Here is a 15,992-nt window from a genome sequence, read left to right as displayed (position 1 = left end):
TAGTATTATTTGGCCTGGCTATCCAGTAATCCGGCGGCGACAGCAGGGGCTAACCCTGGTGCGAGCGGTAAACGGGGGATAACCAGGCAGTGCAGCAGGTGATAGATATCCTGCTTGCCGTCCCAGACTTTGGTGGTCACTTTGTTATCCGTATCCAGTTCTTGCCACCATGAGCCGTTTTCGTAATCCATCAGATATTTGATGCAGTAATCCCACCATTTCTGATACCAGGCTTCGTACTGGGTATCGCCAGTGACGGTATAAAGTGCATACGCGGTTCCCATGGCTTCGACGATAGGCCAGCGCACGCGCTCGCGGACGATAGGTTTTCCGTCCCAGTCTACCGAATAGACGAAACCGTCGGCGCCGTCCGGTGCCCAGGCATCACGAATGGTGGCGTGGAACAATCCTTTCGCATCTTCCAGCAGCCACTCGGGCGCTGTTTCAAAGCGAGCCTCAAGCGCAGCACGCAGATGCAGCATAAGCCGGCCCCACTCAATCCAGTGGCCTGGCGTACCACCGTAGGCACGGAAACGGTGGGCGGGATTTTCTTTGTTGTAATCGCGCAGAGGGTTCCAGTTCGCATCAAAATGTTCGTTAACGCGGTAATCACCTTTGCGGGCAACGTCATGAATAATCACCGAAGCGATACGCAGCGCGCGGTCGAGCCACTTACGGTCGTGGGTGACGTCGTACACAATCAGGAACGCTTCCACGGCATGCATATTGGCGTTACCGCCACGGTAATCTTCGGTGCCACTGAAGGCTTCATCCCAGGACTCCAGACACATCTGTTCCTGCTCGCTCCAGAAGTACTTCTCAATCACTTCGATTGCATCATTCAGCAGTTTGCGTGCGTCGGGATGGCCAGTGGTGACAGCGCTGGCTGCGCCGAGTAACACGAAGAAGTGCTGATAACCCTGCTTGGACGCATCCACAACGCCCTCGTCATTCACGCAGGCGTACCAACCGCCATATTGCGTGTCGCGCAGCGCCGTATTCAGGGTGGCGATCCCGTGTTCCACTAGCGCGTAGGCCCCTGGACGACCCATTGCAGCGGCAACAGAGTAGACGTGCAGCATGCGGGCCGTGATCCACAGATGGGTGCCCATATCACTGCGCACCTGACCGTTATTGCCCAGCCAGCCGAAGCCGGTCGGCACGGCCGCATTTTTACCAAAATCCAGAATACGGTCGGTTTCTTGTTCGAGCCAACGGTTATGGCTCAGCGTATTAAACCATTTCATTTTTTCGTCCTTTCTTAACGGCGAGCCATCATTTCGTCGACGATTTCACCCAAACGCTGCAATTTCGGCACTGAAACATCGCGCAGCATCAGTTCAGTATCTGGTAGCCCCACCACGGATGACCAGACGGCTCGGCCCGCTAAAAATCCGGAGGCACCCGCCTGCATGGCGACTCGCACGGCGCGCGGGAACAGCTTTTCATCGACGCCCGAAGAGAGGATCACCCACGGCATACCAATCTGATCGTTCAGTTTCTGCGAAGCGGTAAGTAACTCCTGCTGGGTGCCTTTCCCGAACAGCGGCATTTCAACTTTATAGAGGTCGGCTCCGCTATCACCCAGTTCTTTTGCTGCATCAATAATTGCCTGTTCCCGATCAAATACGGCACTGTGGCGTGGCGGGCGCACTACCGGCTCAATAATGCTGAGCAGTCCGTGGCTGTGACAAAGATGATTAAAATCGCTCACCATCTGAAGGCGCTGCTGCGGATCTTCATCGCTGCGCCACAGCACCAGCAGCTTGAGCGCTTTGCCGCCGTCACGTTTTACCGCCTGCGGATCGATACTTTTATCAATGATGACGCTGTCTACGGGAAGACCATTGCCCGGAATAAATTCATCGGCGGCGACAATCATGGCGCAGCTTTTGGCGACCGCGTTTTGCTCGACGACCTGACGGTAGCAAAATTGCTGGTCGACCAGGATTGCCGAGGCGTACGGCGAAAGAATTTTTGCTGCGTTGACTTTGAACTCGGTTAAATGCCGATCGGTGACCGGCAAGGGGTTGCCCGCAGCGGCAAACATTAAACGCATGGCTTCACGCTGATCGACAGCCAGCATGGCAAAACCGCCGGAAGGTCGGGTGATCTCTTTCAGGGTATAGGTGCTCATTGTTCAGTCCTTTTGTATTAATGTGTGTGATTCAGCCCGGCAACCGCCCGAACTTGCTCAAGAATGGCGGTCCAGTCCTGGCGACCCCGGCCTGCCGCGCGCGCCTGGTTATAAACTTCGCGCGAGGCCGCCCCGAGCGGCATAGGAACGTGCAGCTGGTTAGCCACGTCCAGGGCGATCCCAAGATCTTTATGGGCAAGGTCGATCATGAACGCCGGGGTCAGATCGCCTTTCAGCACTTTGTTCGGCCAGGAGGTGGTGAAATGGCCTTTTCCGGCAGGCGTGCCGCTCATTACTTTCAGTGCAACATCGAAAGAGAGACCTAGCGCTTCGCACAGCACTGCGGCTTCCGCCGAAAGGGTATTGAGGGCGATGCTCATGTAGTTGTTGATGAGCTTGACGCGAATCCCCATGCCGGGGCCGCCCGCGATGATGATTTCATTTCCCATGGCCATCAGAACCGGCGTGGCGCGCTCCACCTGCAAGGGCGTCCCGCCGGCCAGCAATAGTAATGTTCCTGCTATCGCATGATCGGAGGTACGGCCCACGGGAACATCCATCATGCTGAATCCGCAGTCGGTCATTTCGGCAATGAGTTGGTCCGTTTGCAACGGATGGATGGTCGACATATCAATCACCAGCGCTTCGCGAGACAGCCCTTCGCAGATACCGTGCTCGCCAAATAGGACGGCACGAACCAAATCACCGTTCGGCAGCATAGTGATGACAAACTCGGCGTCGCTTGCGGCCTCTGCGGGAGTCGCCGCCGCTCGCGCCCCTTTTTCAACCAGTATCTGAACGGCCTGCGGATTGACATCAAAGACGTGAAGCTGGTGGCCCTGCTTTAGCAAATTGTTCGCCATTGGTGCGCCCATCTGCCCTAATCCTATAAATGCGATTGCTGACATATTTCTCTCCTGCTCAGTCGTTGTTGTCACAAATTGTCAGTTATTGCGCGTTTGTGTTGTCTGTTTTTGATCGTATTTGTAATTTATGGTCAAAAAATTGACGCGGGTCACTTTTTAAACATTTGATGAAATTAAAATGGATTCATCAAAAACGCATAAGGAATGACCATGACTCGAATCGCTTGTGTCGGAATTACCGTGCTGGATCGCATCTGGTATCTCAGTGATTTACCCAGGGAAGGCGGCAAGTATGTTGCGAATAACTATACGGAAGTGGGCGGTGGCCCGGCGGCGACTGCGGCGGTGGCAGCGGCGAAACTGGGCGCAAAAGTGGATTTTATTGGCCGCGTTGGTGACGATGATACGGGCAACAGATTGCTCGCGGAGCTGGAGTCCCTGGGAGTAAACACGCGCTACACGCGCGTTGTTAAAGGGGCGCGCTCGTCGCAATCCGCGGTACTGGTTGATGCCAGCGGTGAACGCATTATTGCCAACTATCCCAGCCCCGATCTCCCGATGGCCGCCGACTGGCTTCACGATATCGACTTTTCTCAGTGGGATGTTGTGCTGGCGGATGTGCGCTGGCATGACGGGGCAAAGCAGGCATTTACGCTGGCACGTCAGCAGGGAGTGACGACAGTTCTCGATGCGGATATCACGCCGCAGGATATCCGCGAGCTGGTGGCGTTAAGCGATCACGCGGCGTTTTCGGCGCCTGGGCTGCAACGTTTGACGGAACTCGCGTCACCGGAACATGCGCTGAAAAATGCACAAATGCTCACAAATGGACAAGTCTATGTCACGCAGGGCAAAGAGGGTTGCTATTGGCTCGAAAACGGACAGCTTTGCCATCAACCGGGCTTTAGCGTTGAGGTGGTTGATACCACTGGCGCTGGCGACGTTTTTCATGGTGCTCTTGCGCTAAGTTTGGCGCAACATGCGAGGGGGGCGGACGCTGTTCTGTTTGCCAGTGCGGTCGCCGCACTTAAATGTACTCGTCCTGGAGGACGCGCTGGTATCCCTGACTGTGATCAAACCCGCTCTTTCTTGTCACTTTTTGTATAAAATGCGGGGCGTGATGATATTTCGAGGACAGCCCATGAGTCTGACCGAACTAACCGGGAATCCGCGACACGATCAATTGCTCACGTTGATCGCCGATCGTGGCTACATGAACATTGATGAACTGGCGCAGCTGCTAGATGTGTCTACCCAGACCGTGCGTCGGGATATCCGCAAACTGAGTGAGCAGGGATTAATTACGCGTCATCACGGCGGCGCAGGCCGGGCCTCAAGCGTGGTCAACACCGCCTTTGAGCAGCGTGAAGTCTCGATGACGGAAGAGAAGCGGGCGATTGCCGAAGCCATTGCAGACTATATTCCGGACGGCTCGACGATTTTTATCACCATCGGCACCACTGTGGAGCACGTTGCGCGGGCGTTGCTCAATCATAACCATTTGCGCATCATCACTAACAGTCTGCGCGTGGCGCATATTCTGTATAAAAATCCCCGCTTTGAAGTGATGGTTCCAGGCGGAACCTTGCGTGCCCACAATGGCGGCATTATTGGCCCGGCCGCCACCGCGTTTGTCTCCGGGTTTCGGGCTGATTATCTGGTCACCAGCATGGGGGCTATTGAGAGCGACGGCGCGATGATGGAGTTTGATGTCAACGAAGCGAGCGTGGTCAAAACGATGATTGCACATTCGCGCCATGTTTTACTGGCGGCCGATCATACGAAATATCACGCCTCTGCTGCCGTTGAAATTGGCAATGTCGCTCAGGCAACCGCCTTGTTCACAGATGAGCTCCCCGAGCCTGGCCTGCAAACCCTGCTCAAATCCAGTCAGGTTGAGGTCGTTATAAACGTCCGCGAAGAATCGCAGGCTGGCTAATCATTTCTCTTCCATCCCCGACGGTGATTGCCTCGGGGATTATCCTCTCTTTCTCTAAGCTGAATCTGACGCATAGCCAAAGCTTATCTTTCCCGCTACAGTTATTTCTCCACGGCGCGAAGGAGATAAACATGCTTTATATCTTTGACTTAGGAAATGTCATCGTCGATATCGATTTTAATCGAGTGTTGGGTGCATGGAGCGATTTTAGCCGTGTGCCGCTGGCGACCCTGAAACAGAATTTCACCATGGGAGAGGCATTTCACCAGCATGAGCGGGGGGAAATCAGCGATGAAGCCTTCGCTGAAGCCATGTGTCACGAGATGGATCTGCCCTTGAGCTACGAGCAGTTCGCTCACGGCTGGCAGGCGGTATTTGTGGCACTTCGCCCGGAGGTCATCGACACCATGAACAAGCTTCGTGAGCAGGGGCACCGCGTGGTCGTGCTGTCCAATACCAACCGTCTGCACACTACGTTCTGGCCTGGTGAGTATCCGCAAATCCAGCACGCTGCAGATAAAATTTACCTGTCTCAGGAGATGGGCATGCGCAAACCTGAGGCGCGAATTTATCAGGCCGTCTTGCAGGCAGAAGGATTCTCTGCCGCCGATACGGTCTTTTTTGACGATAACGCCGATAATATAGAGGGAGCTAACCAGTTGGGTATCACGTCGATCCTGGTCACCGGGAAAGAGACGATACCGAACTACTTTGCGAAGCAGTTATGTTAAAAACCGTTCATCAAAAAGCCACACACCATACGCGTCCGTTTCGGGCGTGGATCAAACTGCTCTGGCAGAGGATTGATGAGGACAACATGACCACGCTGGCGGGCAATCTCGCTTACGTGTCGTTGCTCTCATTGGTTCCGCTGGTGGCGGTGATTTTCGCGTTGTTCTCTGCGTTTCCGATGTTTGCCGACGTGAGTCTGCAGCTGCGTCACTTTGTGTTTGCTAACTTTATTCCCGCCACTGGGGACGTGATTCAGGGGTATATCGAGCAGTTTGTCGCCAACTCCAGCAAGATGACCGCCGTGGGCGCCTGCGGGCTGATCGTGACCGCACTGCTGCTGATGTATGCCATCGATAGCGCGCTGAATACCATCTGGCACAGTAAGCGCGTGCGGCCAAAAGTTTACTCGTTTGCCGTCTACTGGATGATTCTGACGCTGGGGCCGCTGCTGGCCGGGGCCAGTCTGGCGATCAGCTCTTATCTTCTGTCATTACGCTGGGCGAGCGATTTAAACAGCGTCATCGACAACGTGTTACGCATCTTCCCGCTGATCCTCTCCTGGCTCTCCTTCTGGCTGCTGTACAGCGTGGTGCCGACCACACAGGTGCCTAACCGGGACGCCATTGTTGGGGCGCTGGTGGCGGCAATTCTGTTCGAGCTAGGCAAAAAAGGGTTTGCGCTCTACATCACCATGTTCCCGTCGTATCAGCTGATTTATGGCGTGCTGGCGGTGGTCCCGATTTTGTTTGTCTGGGTATACTGGACCTGGTGTATCGTCTTGCTAGGTGCCGAAATAACTGTCACTCTCGGTGAATACCGCAAACTCAAACAAGCCGCAGAACAAGAAGAAGCAGACCAACCATGATTGCATTGATTCAGCGCGTAACCCGTGCCAGCGTCACCGTGGAGGATGAGGTGACGGGTGAAATTGGCCCAGGACTTTTGGTGTTGTTAGGTGTCGAAAAGGATGATGACGAACAAAAAGCGAATCGTCTGTGTGAGCGCGTGCTCGGGTATCGCATTTTCGGCGATGCCGACGGGAAGATGAACCTGAACGTTCAGCAGGCGGGGGGTAGCGTGCTGGTGGTGTCTCAGTTTACCCTGGCCGCCGACACGGAACGCGGCATGCGTCCGGGTTTCTCCAGAGGTGCCGCCCCCGACCGTGCTGAAGCACTTTACGAATACTTTGTTGAACGGTGTCGTCAACAGGAAATGAATACGCAAACCGGACGATTCGCTGCAGATATGCAGGTGTCGCTGGTGAACGATGGCCCCGTCACATTCTGGCTCCAGGTATGAGCCAGCTGGCGGCATGGCCGCGGGTAACAAGAGAGAGTACAGCTATGTATCACCTTCGAGTACCGCAAACAGAAGAAGAATTAGAGGTTTACTACCATTTTCGCTGGGAAATGCTGCGTAAGCCGTTACATCAGCCGAAAGGCTCCGAGCGCGACGCCTGGGATGCGATGGCGCATCATCAGATGGTGGTCGACGAAGAGGGCAACCTGGTTGCCGTCGGGCGTTTGTATATCAATGCCGACAATGAAGCCTCAATCCGTTTTATGGCTGTGCATCCGTCCGTACAGGACAAAGGACTTGGCACCCTAATGGCGATGACTCTTGAGTCCGTTGCCCGTCAGGAGGGCGTTAAACGCGTCACCTGTAGCGCCCGCGAAGACGCCGTGGAGTTTTTCTCCAAGCTGGGTTTCGTCAATGAAGGTGAAATCACCGCGCCGCAAACCACCCCGATTCGTCATTTTTTGATGATCAAACCCATCGCCACCCTTGATGATATTCTCCACCGCGCCGACTGGTGCGGGCAGCTGCAGCAGGCCTGGTATCAGCATATTCCGCTGAGCGAAAAGATGGGCGTGCGCATCCAGCAATACACCGGGCAAAAATTCATTACCACCATGCCGGAAATCGGCAATCAGAACCCGCACCATACCCTGTTCGCAGGCAGCCTGTTCTCGCTGGCCACCTTGACCGGCTGGGGGCTGATCTGGCTGATGCTGCGCGAAAGGCATCTTGGCGGCACCATTATTCTCGCCGATGCGCATATCCGCTACAGCAGCCCTATCAGCGGTAAACCGAGCGCAGTCGCGGACTTAGGCTCCCTCAGCGGTGACCTGGACCGTCTGGCGCGTGGCCGTAAAGCCCGCGTGCAGATGCAGGTCGAGCTGTTTGGCGATGAAGCGCCAGGCGCCATTTTCGAAGGCACCTATCTCGTGCTGCCTGCGAAGCCGTTTGGCCCTTACGAAGAGGGCGGGAACGAGGAGGAGTAACCTCACTCCTGCTATTTTTCCCGGCCTGGTGAGCTGACTCGCCAGGCCACATCCCGCATCACGTCTCGCGCAGACTGGCTGACTCCGCCTAACTGAAAGAAACCATGTATGACACCTGACCAGCGCTGACACGTACAGGTGACGCCCTGTTCCGTCATTCGCTGAAAGAGTGCTTCGCCTTCATCACAAAGCGGATCAAACTCGGCGGTGATGATATGCGTCTGGGGCAGCCCGTTAAGGTCGTCACGCCATAGCGGACTGGCTTCAGGATGAAGACGGTCGGTTCCCGCTAGATATAACTCGTAACCGCTGAGAAGCGTATCGCGGGTAATGACATAATCCGCACCGTTGCGGATATAGCTTTCAAAATACGCCGTCGAGTCGAGCATGGGATAGATCAAAATTAACTGTGCCGGCTGCCATTCTTTTGCCGCCTTGAGTCGCTGCGCAGTCACCAGCGCCAGATGCCCTCCCGCGCTGTCACCGGCGAGGGTAATTTGATTTTTATCGATGCCAAACCGATCGGCATAGTGCCAGACCAGACGAGCGGCTTTTTCAGCGTCGTCATGGGCGGCGGGGAAGGTGTGTTCGGGTGCCAGACGATACTGCACGGCAACGATCCGACAGCGGCTGAAATAAGCCAACTGACGTAACTGGCCATCATGAGTTTCAAAGCCGCCGCTGATAAAGCACCCGCCGTGATAATAGACAACCGTCGGTAAAATCTCAGGGGCATTGAGCGGCGAATAAACCCTAAACCGCATCCCTTCAAGTTCGACAGACTCGATGTGAACGCGCGTTTCCGTTTCGCCTGCCAGCACCGTGCTCGCGACATACCCTGCGCGCCGGTCATCAATATTTTGCTCTCGTGCAGAGGGGCGCCCGGCCGCGATAAAGCCCTGAACCAGTTCAGCAATCCCTTTTTCCAGTGCCATAATTCTTCCCAGTTATCTGTATGGATATACAGCGTTATAGCCTGGTTTGTTGCAAAAGAAAACGGGGGATTTGGGTGGGAGTTTGAATCTCGAACGCGGCTCGCAAAATGGAGCATGAAGGCAGATGCAGGCCGGGCAACCTTGCGTCGCCCGGCACTGTTACAGAAAACTACTCCCCTTCACCCGGGAACAAGAACGGGTTGATTGAGCTGCGGGCGAAGCCCTCTTGCTCCATCCGCGCGTCGAGTACCAGCGTGGCGAGGTCATCGGCGACAGCTTCCACTTTCGGGTCTTTTTCCTGATAGAGAATTTTCAGGTAGGTCCCGCAGTCACCGCAGCTTTCGGCTTTAACGGCCGCATTCTCGTTTTCCAGCGACCAGTAATTCAAATCGCGGGTCTGCTCGCAGTTGCTGCATTTGATACGCACCACGTGCCACTCGGTTTCACACAGGTTGCAGTGCAGATAACGCAAGCCTTGCGTGGTGCCGATTTGCACCATGCTGGTCACGGGCATCGAGCCACACACCGGGCAGAACTGACGGGCTTCACCGTATTCTGCACGCGCTTTACCGGGAATCAGGCTCGCCATTTGCGCCCAGTAGAGCGACAGGGCAGCCCAGATAAAGGGCGCTTTATCGCTACTGACGAGGGAAAAATCGGAGGCAAATAGCGCGCTCGCCATCTCTTCCAGCTCCAGATCGGAGGCTTTTTCCAGATTCTCGATCACCGCCAGCGCAGGGCCGCTCATCTCAGGCTTCAGCTCTGCAATCAGCGAGTGCAGCAGCTTTTGCCAGTGCTTGTCGCGCGGCAGAACGTGAATATCCAGCGGCGGTTTGCCCTGCTCGTTGGCTTCTTTGATGCGCGCGGCGAGGTCCATTTGCAGCGGGTGGTCGTACAGCACCACTTCCTGCGCGTGGGCGATCAGCGCGGCAAAGCGCAGAAATTCACCGAGCGGATTGTTCTCTGCCAGCTCGCGCAGACGCTCTGCGCGGCGGTTGTAGAGGTTCTTGAGTCTGGGGAATAACAACGGCGGAATGTACTCCGCCGTGCGTTTCTCGCTCGAACCCAGCTCATCTTGCGGGATTATGCGAATACTCATTCAGTTTTCTTTTCCGTTGTCTTGCGGACCTCACGGTACCAGCGCGGGTGATGTTTCTTCGCCCACGTACTGGTAACCCATCCTTCCACCATCGCGGTAATAGTGCCTTTCACCCATAGGGCGGCGTAGATATGCACCATGATAACCACAATTAACGCGACTGCGGCAAATGAATGCAGCATCAGCGCAAATCGGATCACCGGGATTGAGAAAGCGGGCGCAAAATACGGACGCCAGATAATCACGCCGCTCACCAGCAACAGGACCAGGAAGATAATCGCCGCCCAGAATACGCATTTCTGGCCGAAGTTATAACGCCCGGTATCACCCACTTCCTCGTTGACGACGATCTTACGAATATTCTTCGCCCAAAAGATATCATCCCGATTGATTAGGTTATGGTGCCAGTAGCGGAAAAACATGATGATAAACGAGGCAAACATAATCACGCCGACAAACGGGTGCAGAATACGCGCCAGCTGCGGTGTGCCCATGATTTGCATCAGCCAGTTAAAGGACGGGAAGAAAAATCCCAGCCCGCTTATCGCCGCCAGCATGAAGCAGAAGGCGGTGACCCAGTGGTTGATACGTTCCGGCGCTGTGTAGCGCACGATGGTGTCACGTCTTTTCATTTGCGCACCTCGTCTTTCTCTTCATGCAGATTGTCGTCTTCCTCTTCCGCGCGGTTCGGGCCGACACCGACATAGTGGAAGATGCTGGCGGCAAAGGTTGCAGCGAAGCCAACGGCGGCCAGCGGTTTCCAGATGCCTTTCCAGAATTTAACGGTCGCGCTGATTTCCGGGTTCTCCGGCAGGCCGTGATACAGATTCGGCTTGTCGGCATGGTGCAGCACATACATGACGTGTGTACCGCCAACGCCCGCCGGATCGTACAGACCGGCGTTGTCGTAACCACGGGTTTTCAGCTCGGCGACGCGCTCGCCCGCCAGCGTTTTCATATCCTCTTTGGAGCCAAAGTGAATGGCCCCCGTCGGACAGGTTTTCACGCAGGCCGGCTCCTGGCCGACATTCACGCGGTCGACGCACAGCGTACATTTGTAGACGCGGTTGTCTTCCGGGTTCAGTCGCGGCACGTTGAACGGGCAGCCCGCAATGCAGTAGCCGCAGCCGATGCACTGTTCTGACTGGAAGTCGACGATGCCATTGGCATACTGAATGATAGCCCCTTCGGACGGACACGCCTTCAGGCAGCCTGGATCGGCGCAGTGCATGCAGCCATCCTTGCGGATCAGCCACTCCAGTTTGTCGTCCTGTTCCACTTCCGAGAAACGCATCACCGTCCAGGACTTGGCAGTCAAATCGGCGGGGTTGTCGTACACCCCGACGTTATGACCCACTTCGTCACGGATATCGTTCCACTCGGAACACGCCACCTGACAGGCTTTGCAGCCGATACAGGTGGTGACGTCAATGAGCTTCGCCACTTCCTGCTGGTGGTCCCGCGCCTGAGGCGCGGGCGTGAAGCCGTTAGTCGCGGAACGACGAATGATGTCTTGCGATTGATAAGCCATAAGTCGTCTCCGTTACACCTTTTCCACGTTTACCAGGAAGGCTTTGAACTCCGGCGTCTGCGTGTTCGCATCACCGACGAACGGTGTCAGGGTGTTGGCAATAAAGCCTTTCTTCGCCACGCCCTCGTAACCCCAGTGAATCGGGATGCCGATGGTATCCACCTGTTGCCCATGAACATTCAGCGTGCGAATACGTTTGGTCACCACCGCCTTGGCTTTGATGTAGCCACGGTTAGAGGAGACTTTCACCGTATCGCCGTGCGCGATGCCGAGCTTATTCGCCAGCTTCTCACCGATCTCCACGAACTGTTCCGGCTGCGCGATGGCGTTAAGCAGCGCGTGTTTGGTCCAGTAGTGGAAGTGCTCGGTCAGACGGTACGTGGTGCCGACGTACGGGAACTTATCTTTTTTACCCAGCGCTTCAAAATCGCCTTTGAAGATACGGGCGGCCGGGTTTGAGATCACGTTCGGGTGCAGCGGGTTGGTTCCCAGCGGCGTTTCAAACGGCTCGTAGTGTTCCGGGAAGGGACCTTCAGCCATTTTATCGATGGCAAACAGGCGGCCCATGCCTTCTGGCTGCATGATAAACGGCCCGACATCGCTGCCCGGTGCGGCGGCGCTGTAGTCCGGAATATCCACGCCGCCCCATTTCGCGCCGTCCCACTTCAGGAGCTGGCGTTTCGGATCCCACGGTTTACCCTGCGGGTCTGCGGAAGCGCGGTTATACAGAATGCGGCGGTTCAGCGGCCACGCCCACGCCCAGCCCAGCGTATTGCCGAGGCCCGACGGATCGGCGTTGTCGCGGTTCGCCATCTGGTTGCCCTTCGGCGTCCAGCTTCCGGCGAAAATCCAGCAGCCGCTGGCGGTTGAGCCGTCGTCGCGTAGATGCGCAAAGGTGCTCAGCTGATCGCCTTTCTTCGCCAGTACAGTGCCGGTGGCCGGATCAACCACATCCGCCAGCGCTTTACCGTTACTCTCCATTGCCACCTCTTCAGGGGCAGGATTTTCAGGCGTTGAATAGTTCCAGGTCATGTTCAGAACCTGCTCTGGATTCGCGCCGCCTTCGGCTTCGTACATCTTGCGCATGCGCAGGAAGATACCGGCCAGAATCTCGCCGTCGTTCATGGCGATGCCCGGGGCGTCCGCACCTTTCCAGTGCCACTGCAGCCAGCGACCAGAGTTAACGATAGAACCGTTCTCTTCGGCGAAGCAGGTGGATGGCAGGCGGAACACTTCCGTCTGAATTTTCGCTGGATCGACGTCGTTCGATTCACCGTGGTTCTGCCAGAAGGTCGAGGTTTCGGTATTGAGCGGATCAATCGTTACCAGGAATTTCAGTTTCGACAGCGACTCCACCACCTTGTTCTTGTTCGGGAACGAGGCGACCGGGTTAAAGCCCTGGCACAGATAGCCGTTCACTTTGCCCTGGTGCATCATGTCGAAATACTGCAGAACGTCGTAACCCTTGTCCCACTTCGGCAGCCAGTCAAAGCCCCAGCTGTTTTCTGCTGTCGCTTTATCGCCGTAGAAGGCTTTCATCATCGAGACGAAGAATTTCGGGTAGTTGCCCCAGTAGTTCACCTGACCTTCCAGCAGCGGTTTCGGCGTGTTGGCGGTCAGATAGGTCTGGAGGTCGGTCTGTTTTTCGCTTGGCAGCGTCATGTAGCCCGGCAGGCTCTGCGACAGCAGGCCCAGGTCCGTCAGCCCCTGAATGTTGGAGTGACCGCGCAGGGCGTTCACGCCGCCGCCTGCCATCCCCATATTGCCGAGCAGCAGCTGAACCATCGCCATGGTGCGGATGTTCTGCGCCCCGATGGAGTGCTGCGTCCAGCCCAGCGCGTAAAGGAACGACGCGGTTTTATCGTGAGCACTGGTTTCGGCGATGTACTCGCAGACTTTCAGGAAGTCGGCTTTCGGTGTGCCGCAGATGTTTTCGACCACGTCTGGCGTATAGCGGGAAACGTGCGTTTTCAGCAGGTTCCACACGCAGCGCGGGTGGGTAAGGGTGGTATCGCGTTTCGCAAAGCCGTTTTCGTCCAGCTCGTAGTTCCAGCTGGTTTTGTCGTATTTGCGTTTTTCGGCGTCGTAACCGCTGAACAGACCGTCTTCGAAGCTATAGTCCTCACGCACGATCAGGCTGGCGTTGGTGTAAGCCTCGGTATATTCACGGTTATATTTTTCGTTAGTCATCAGGTACAGCAATACGCCTGACAGGAAAGTAATGTCAGTACCTGAGCGAATAGGGGTGTAGAAATCCGCCACTGACGCTGTACGCGTAAAGCGGGGATCGATCACAATCAGTTTCGCGCCATTGTGGATTTTGGCTTCCATCGCCCAGCGGAATCCCACCGGATGCGCTTCTGCCGCGTTTCCACCCATCACAATGATGAGGTTAGCGTTTTTGATGTCGACCCAGTGGTTGGTCATCGCACCGCGACCAAATGTTGGAGCAAGACTTGCTACCGTTGGTCCGTGTCAGACACGCGCCTGGTTGTCGACCGCGAGCATACCGAGTGCGCGCGTAAATTTCTGGGTTAAATACCCGGTTTCATTGCTGGATGCGGAGGCACAAAGCATGCCCGTGGAGAGCCAGCGGTTAACGGTGACGCCATCGGCATTCTGCGCGATAAAGTTCGCATCACGGTCTTCTTTCATCAGTTTGGCGATACGGTCAAATGCCGTTTCCCAGCTGATTTGCTGCCATTTATCGGAGCCAGGGGCGCGATATTCCGGGAATTTGAGGCGGCTTTCGGAGTGGATAAAGTCCACCAGACCGGCCCCTTTCGGGCACAGCGCACCACGGTTGACCGGATGATCCGGGTCACCTTCGATATGGAAGATGGATGCTTTAGCGTTTTTCGCGCCGTCGCCGAGGCTATACATTAACAGCCCACAACCGACAGAGCAGTACGTACAGGTATTACGGGTTTCACGGGTGCGCAGCAGTTTGTACTGCCGCGTTTCCGCCAGCGCTACACCAGGGGCAAAGCCCAGCGCCGCTGCCGTCGTGCCTGCCATACCGCCAGCGCAGATCTTAAAGAACTGCCTTCTGCTGACCTGCATGGGTCACTCCTTGTTTACGACATTGCTCCCTCTTCATATTTCGCGCTGCAGGTGCGTTGGCTGCGTTCTCTTACTCAGCCGCTTACGTAGGTAAGCGTCTGGGGATTCGCTCAATTGCCGCCTTCCAGCAACACGAACTATTTAGGGAGGTTATTGTTTTTGCGCATGATTGCAAAACAACCATAACGCTTAAAATTTGATGTATTCCCTCAATTCCACGAGGGATATGATTTCAGAATACCACAATGTCGGTAAGCCTGTTCCGGTGCGGTTAATACAAAGTGAACGTATTATCACTCTGATGATTATAAAGTGTGACATTGATCACATTGTGACCCTGGCTTGTTAAAGGCGTGTATCAGCGCGTCTGTTGTGCCACTCCCAAATGAGTAGGTAAACTTGTGGGGTATGGCTGCCGAAAAGTTGATCCATACTATGCGCACGGCCTGCGGTTTATGATGCAATAGCAGGCTCACCTTTGTGGTTGCTCAGGAATACCGTTGTGTCAAAACAGAATCGTGATACCCATTCGTCTCCCTTGCCTGCGGGCGTGGTGGAGCAAGTGGTACACAGACCCCCTCACATTACCCACGGAATCCCCGATTTTCTGGCGGAAGAAGTGCCTGTTGCCCTGGTCTACAACGGTATCTCCCACGTCGTGATGATGGCCTCGCCCAAAGATCTTGAGCTGTTCGCGATCGGTTTTTCGCTTTCGGAAGGCATTATCGAACACCCGCAGGAGATCTTCGGCATGGATGTCGTTCAGGTCTGTAACGGCCTGGAAGTGCAAATTGAACTCTCCAGCCGTCGTTTTATGGGGCTGAAAGAGCGCCGACGCGCGCTGGCCGGGCGAACAGGCTGCGGCGTATGCGGCGTCGAGCAACTGAACGATATCGGTAAGCCGATTGTCCCGCTGCCGTTTACCCAGACCTTCAATCTTAAACATCTCGATCACGCCCTGGAGCATCTCAACGACGTTCAGCCGATAGGGCAGCTGAGCGGCTGTACGCACGCGGCCGCATGGGTTCTTCCGTCCGGGAATATTGCAGGCGGTCATGAGGATGTTGGGCGTCACGTCGCGCTGGATAAACTGCTGGGACGTCGTGCCGGAGAAAGCGAAACCTGGCTGCAGGGTGCGGCGCTGGTATCGAGCCGGGCGAGCTATGAGATGGTGCAAAAGGCGGCCATGTGTGGCGTCGAAATTCTGTTTGCCGTCTCGGCGGCGACCACCCTGGCGGTGGAGGTGGCACAACGCTGCAACCTGACGCTGGTGGGGTTCTGCAAACCGGGACGCGTCACCATCTATACGCATCCGCAGCGTTTAATTATTGATCAGTAAATTTGAAAGACTTTAGCAAATCCTTCCGCTTTTAGTTGTTGTTGATGAGGCCTATTATTATCACAT

The 15,992-nt window shown here is 55.6% G+C and carries 15 protein-coding genes; 7 read left to right on the top strand and 8 right to left on the bottom strand.

Annotation, left to right across the window (positions count from 1 at the left end; translation table 11 throughout):
- Positions 1–5: 5 nt before the first annotated feature.
- Genes yihS through yihU form a run of 3 tightly spaced genes read right to left on the bottom strand, consistent with a single transcriptional unit; the run spans position 6 to position 3,045 of the window.
- Positions 6–1,247, bottom strand: coding sequence for a sulfoquinovose isomerase (gene yihS, locus OVA10_RS03030; RefSeq protein ID WP_268195208.1), 1,242 nt, complete (start codon positions 1,245–1,247; stop codon positions 6–8).
- A gap of 14 nt (positions 1,248–1,261) precedes the next feature.
- A complete protein-coding gene (yihT, locus tag OVA10_RS03025) occupies positions 1,262–2,137 on the bottom strand; it encodes a sulfofructosephosphate aldolase (RefSeq protein ID WP_181827048.1) in 876 nt (291 codons plus the stop codon).
- A gap of 17 nt (positions 2,138–2,154) precedes the next feature.
- Positions 2,155–3,045: a sulfolactaldehyde 3-reductase gene (gene yihU, locus OVA10_RS03020; protein WP_181827047.1), complete on the bottom strand. Its 891-nt coding sequence runs from the start codon at positions 3,043–3,045 to the stop codon at positions 2,155–2,157.
- 168 nt (positions 3,046–3,213) lie between these two features.
- On the opposite strand from yihU, the gene OVA10_RS03015 reads away from it, so the two are divergent.
- The 6 genes from OVA10_RS03015 (at position 3,214) to fabY (ending at position 7,959) form a co-directional block, all read left to right on the top strand.
- Positions 3,214–4,110: a sugar kinase gene (locus tag OVA10_RS03015; protein ID WP_181827046.1), complete on the top strand. Its 897-nt coding sequence runs from the start codon at positions 3,214–3,216 to the stop codon at positions 4,108–4,110.
- Between the two features lie 34 nt (positions 4,111–4,144).
- Positions 4,145–4,942 (top strand): DeoR/GlpR family DNA-binding transcription regulator, encoded by a 798-nt coding sequence (locus OVA10_RS03010; RefSeq protein WP_181827045.1) that lies wholly within the window; start codon positions 4,145–4,147, stop codon positions 4,940–4,942.
- A 131-nt stretch (positions 4,943–5,073) separates the two neighbouring features.
- Positions 5,074–5,673: a glucose-1-phosphatase gene (gene yihX / locus OVA10_RS03005; RefSeq protein ID WP_100778330.1), complete on the top strand. Its 600-nt coding sequence runs from the start codon at positions 5,074–5,076 to the stop codon at positions 5,671–5,673.
- A complete protein-coding gene (locus tag OVA10_RS03000; RefSeq protein WP_268195204.1) occupies positions 5,667–6,539 on the top strand; it encodes a virulence factor BrkB family protein in 873 nt (290 codons plus the stop codon). The genes yihX and OVA10_RS03000 overlap by 7 nt, the downstream gene beginning before the upstream one ends.
- The gene (gene dtd, locus OVA10_RS02995) at positions 6,536–6,973 is read left to right on the top strand and encodes a D-aminoacyl-tRNA deacylase (RefSeq protein ID WP_100778332.1); all 438 of its coding nucleotides are present in this window, start codon (positions 6,536–6,538) and stop codon (positions 6,971–6,973) included. Before OVA10_RS03000 ends, dtd begins: the two co-directional genes overlap by 4 nt.
- A gap of 44 nt (positions 6,974–7,017) precedes the next feature.
- Positions 7,018–7,959, top strand: a complete 942-nt coding sequence (gene fabY / locus OVA10_RS02990; RefSeq protein WP_157809219.1) for a fatty acid biosynthesis protein FabY — start codon at positions 7,018–7,020, stop codon at positions 7,957–7,959.
- Between the two features lie 11 nt (positions 7,960–7,970).
- On the opposite strand, the gene OVA10_RS02985 is transcribed toward fabY, so the two are convergent.
- The 5 genes from OVA10_RS02985 to fdnG all read right to left on the bottom strand — a co-directional run bounded on the left by OVA10_RS02985 (position 7,971) and on the right by fdnG (position 14,587).
- Positions 7,971–8,894, bottom strand: coding sequence for an alpha/beta hydrolase (locus OVA10_RS02985; RefSeq protein ID WP_268195202.1), 924 nt, complete (start codon positions 8,892–8,894; stop codon positions 7,971–7,973).
- A gap of 169 nt (positions 8,895–9,063) precedes the next feature.
- Positions 9,064–9,993: a formate dehydrogenase accessory protein FdhE gene (gene fdhE / locus OVA10_RS02980; RefSeq protein WP_123429927.1), complete on the bottom strand. Its 930-nt coding sequence runs from the start codon at positions 9,991–9,993 to the stop codon at positions 9,064–9,066.
- The gene (fdoI, locus tag OVA10_RS02975) at positions 9,990–10,625 is read right to left on the bottom strand and encodes a formate dehydrogenase cytochrome b556 subunit (protein ID WP_100778336.1); all 636 of its coding nucleotides are present in this window, start codon (positions 10,623–10,625) and stop codon (positions 9,990–9,992) included. Before fdoI ends, fdhE begins: the two co-directional genes overlap by 4 nt.
- Positions 10,622–11,524 (bottom strand): formate dehydrogenase subunit beta, encoded by a 903-nt coding sequence (gene fdxH / locus OVA10_RS02970; protein WP_100778337.1) that lies wholly within the window; start codon positions 11,522–11,524, stop codon positions 10,622–10,624. The genes fdoI and fdxH overlap by 4 nt, the downstream gene beginning before the upstream one ends.
- A 12-nt stretch (positions 11,525–11,536) precedes the next feature.
- Positions 11,537–14,587 (bottom strand): formate dehydrogenase-N subunit alpha, encoded by a 3,051-nt coding sequence (gene fdnG, locus OVA10_RS02965; protein ID WP_268195200.1) that lies wholly within the window; start codon positions 14,585–14,587, stop codon positions 11,537–11,539.
- A gap of 502 nt (positions 14,588–15,089) precedes the next feature.
- On the opposite strand from fdnG, the gene fdhD reads away from it, so the two are divergent.
- Positions 15,090–15,926 (top strand): formate dehydrogenase accessory sulfurtransferase FdhD, encoded by an 837-nt coding sequence (fdhD, locus tag OVA10_RS02960; RefSeq protein WP_102105695.1) that lies wholly within the window; start codon positions 15,090–15,092, stop codon positions 15,924–15,926.
- Positions 15,927–15,992 lie beyond the last annotated feature (66 nt).

The sequence above is a fragment of the Lelliottia sp. SL45 genome, assembly GCF_026672535.1.
Taxonomy (GTDB): domain Bacteria; phylum Pseudomonadota; class Gammaproteobacteria; order Enterobacterales; family Enterobacteriaceae; genus Enterobacter; species Enterobacter nimipressuralis.
Note: the sequence above shows the minus strand (reverse complement) of the source record. Positions and strands in the feature narration are given on the sequence as shown.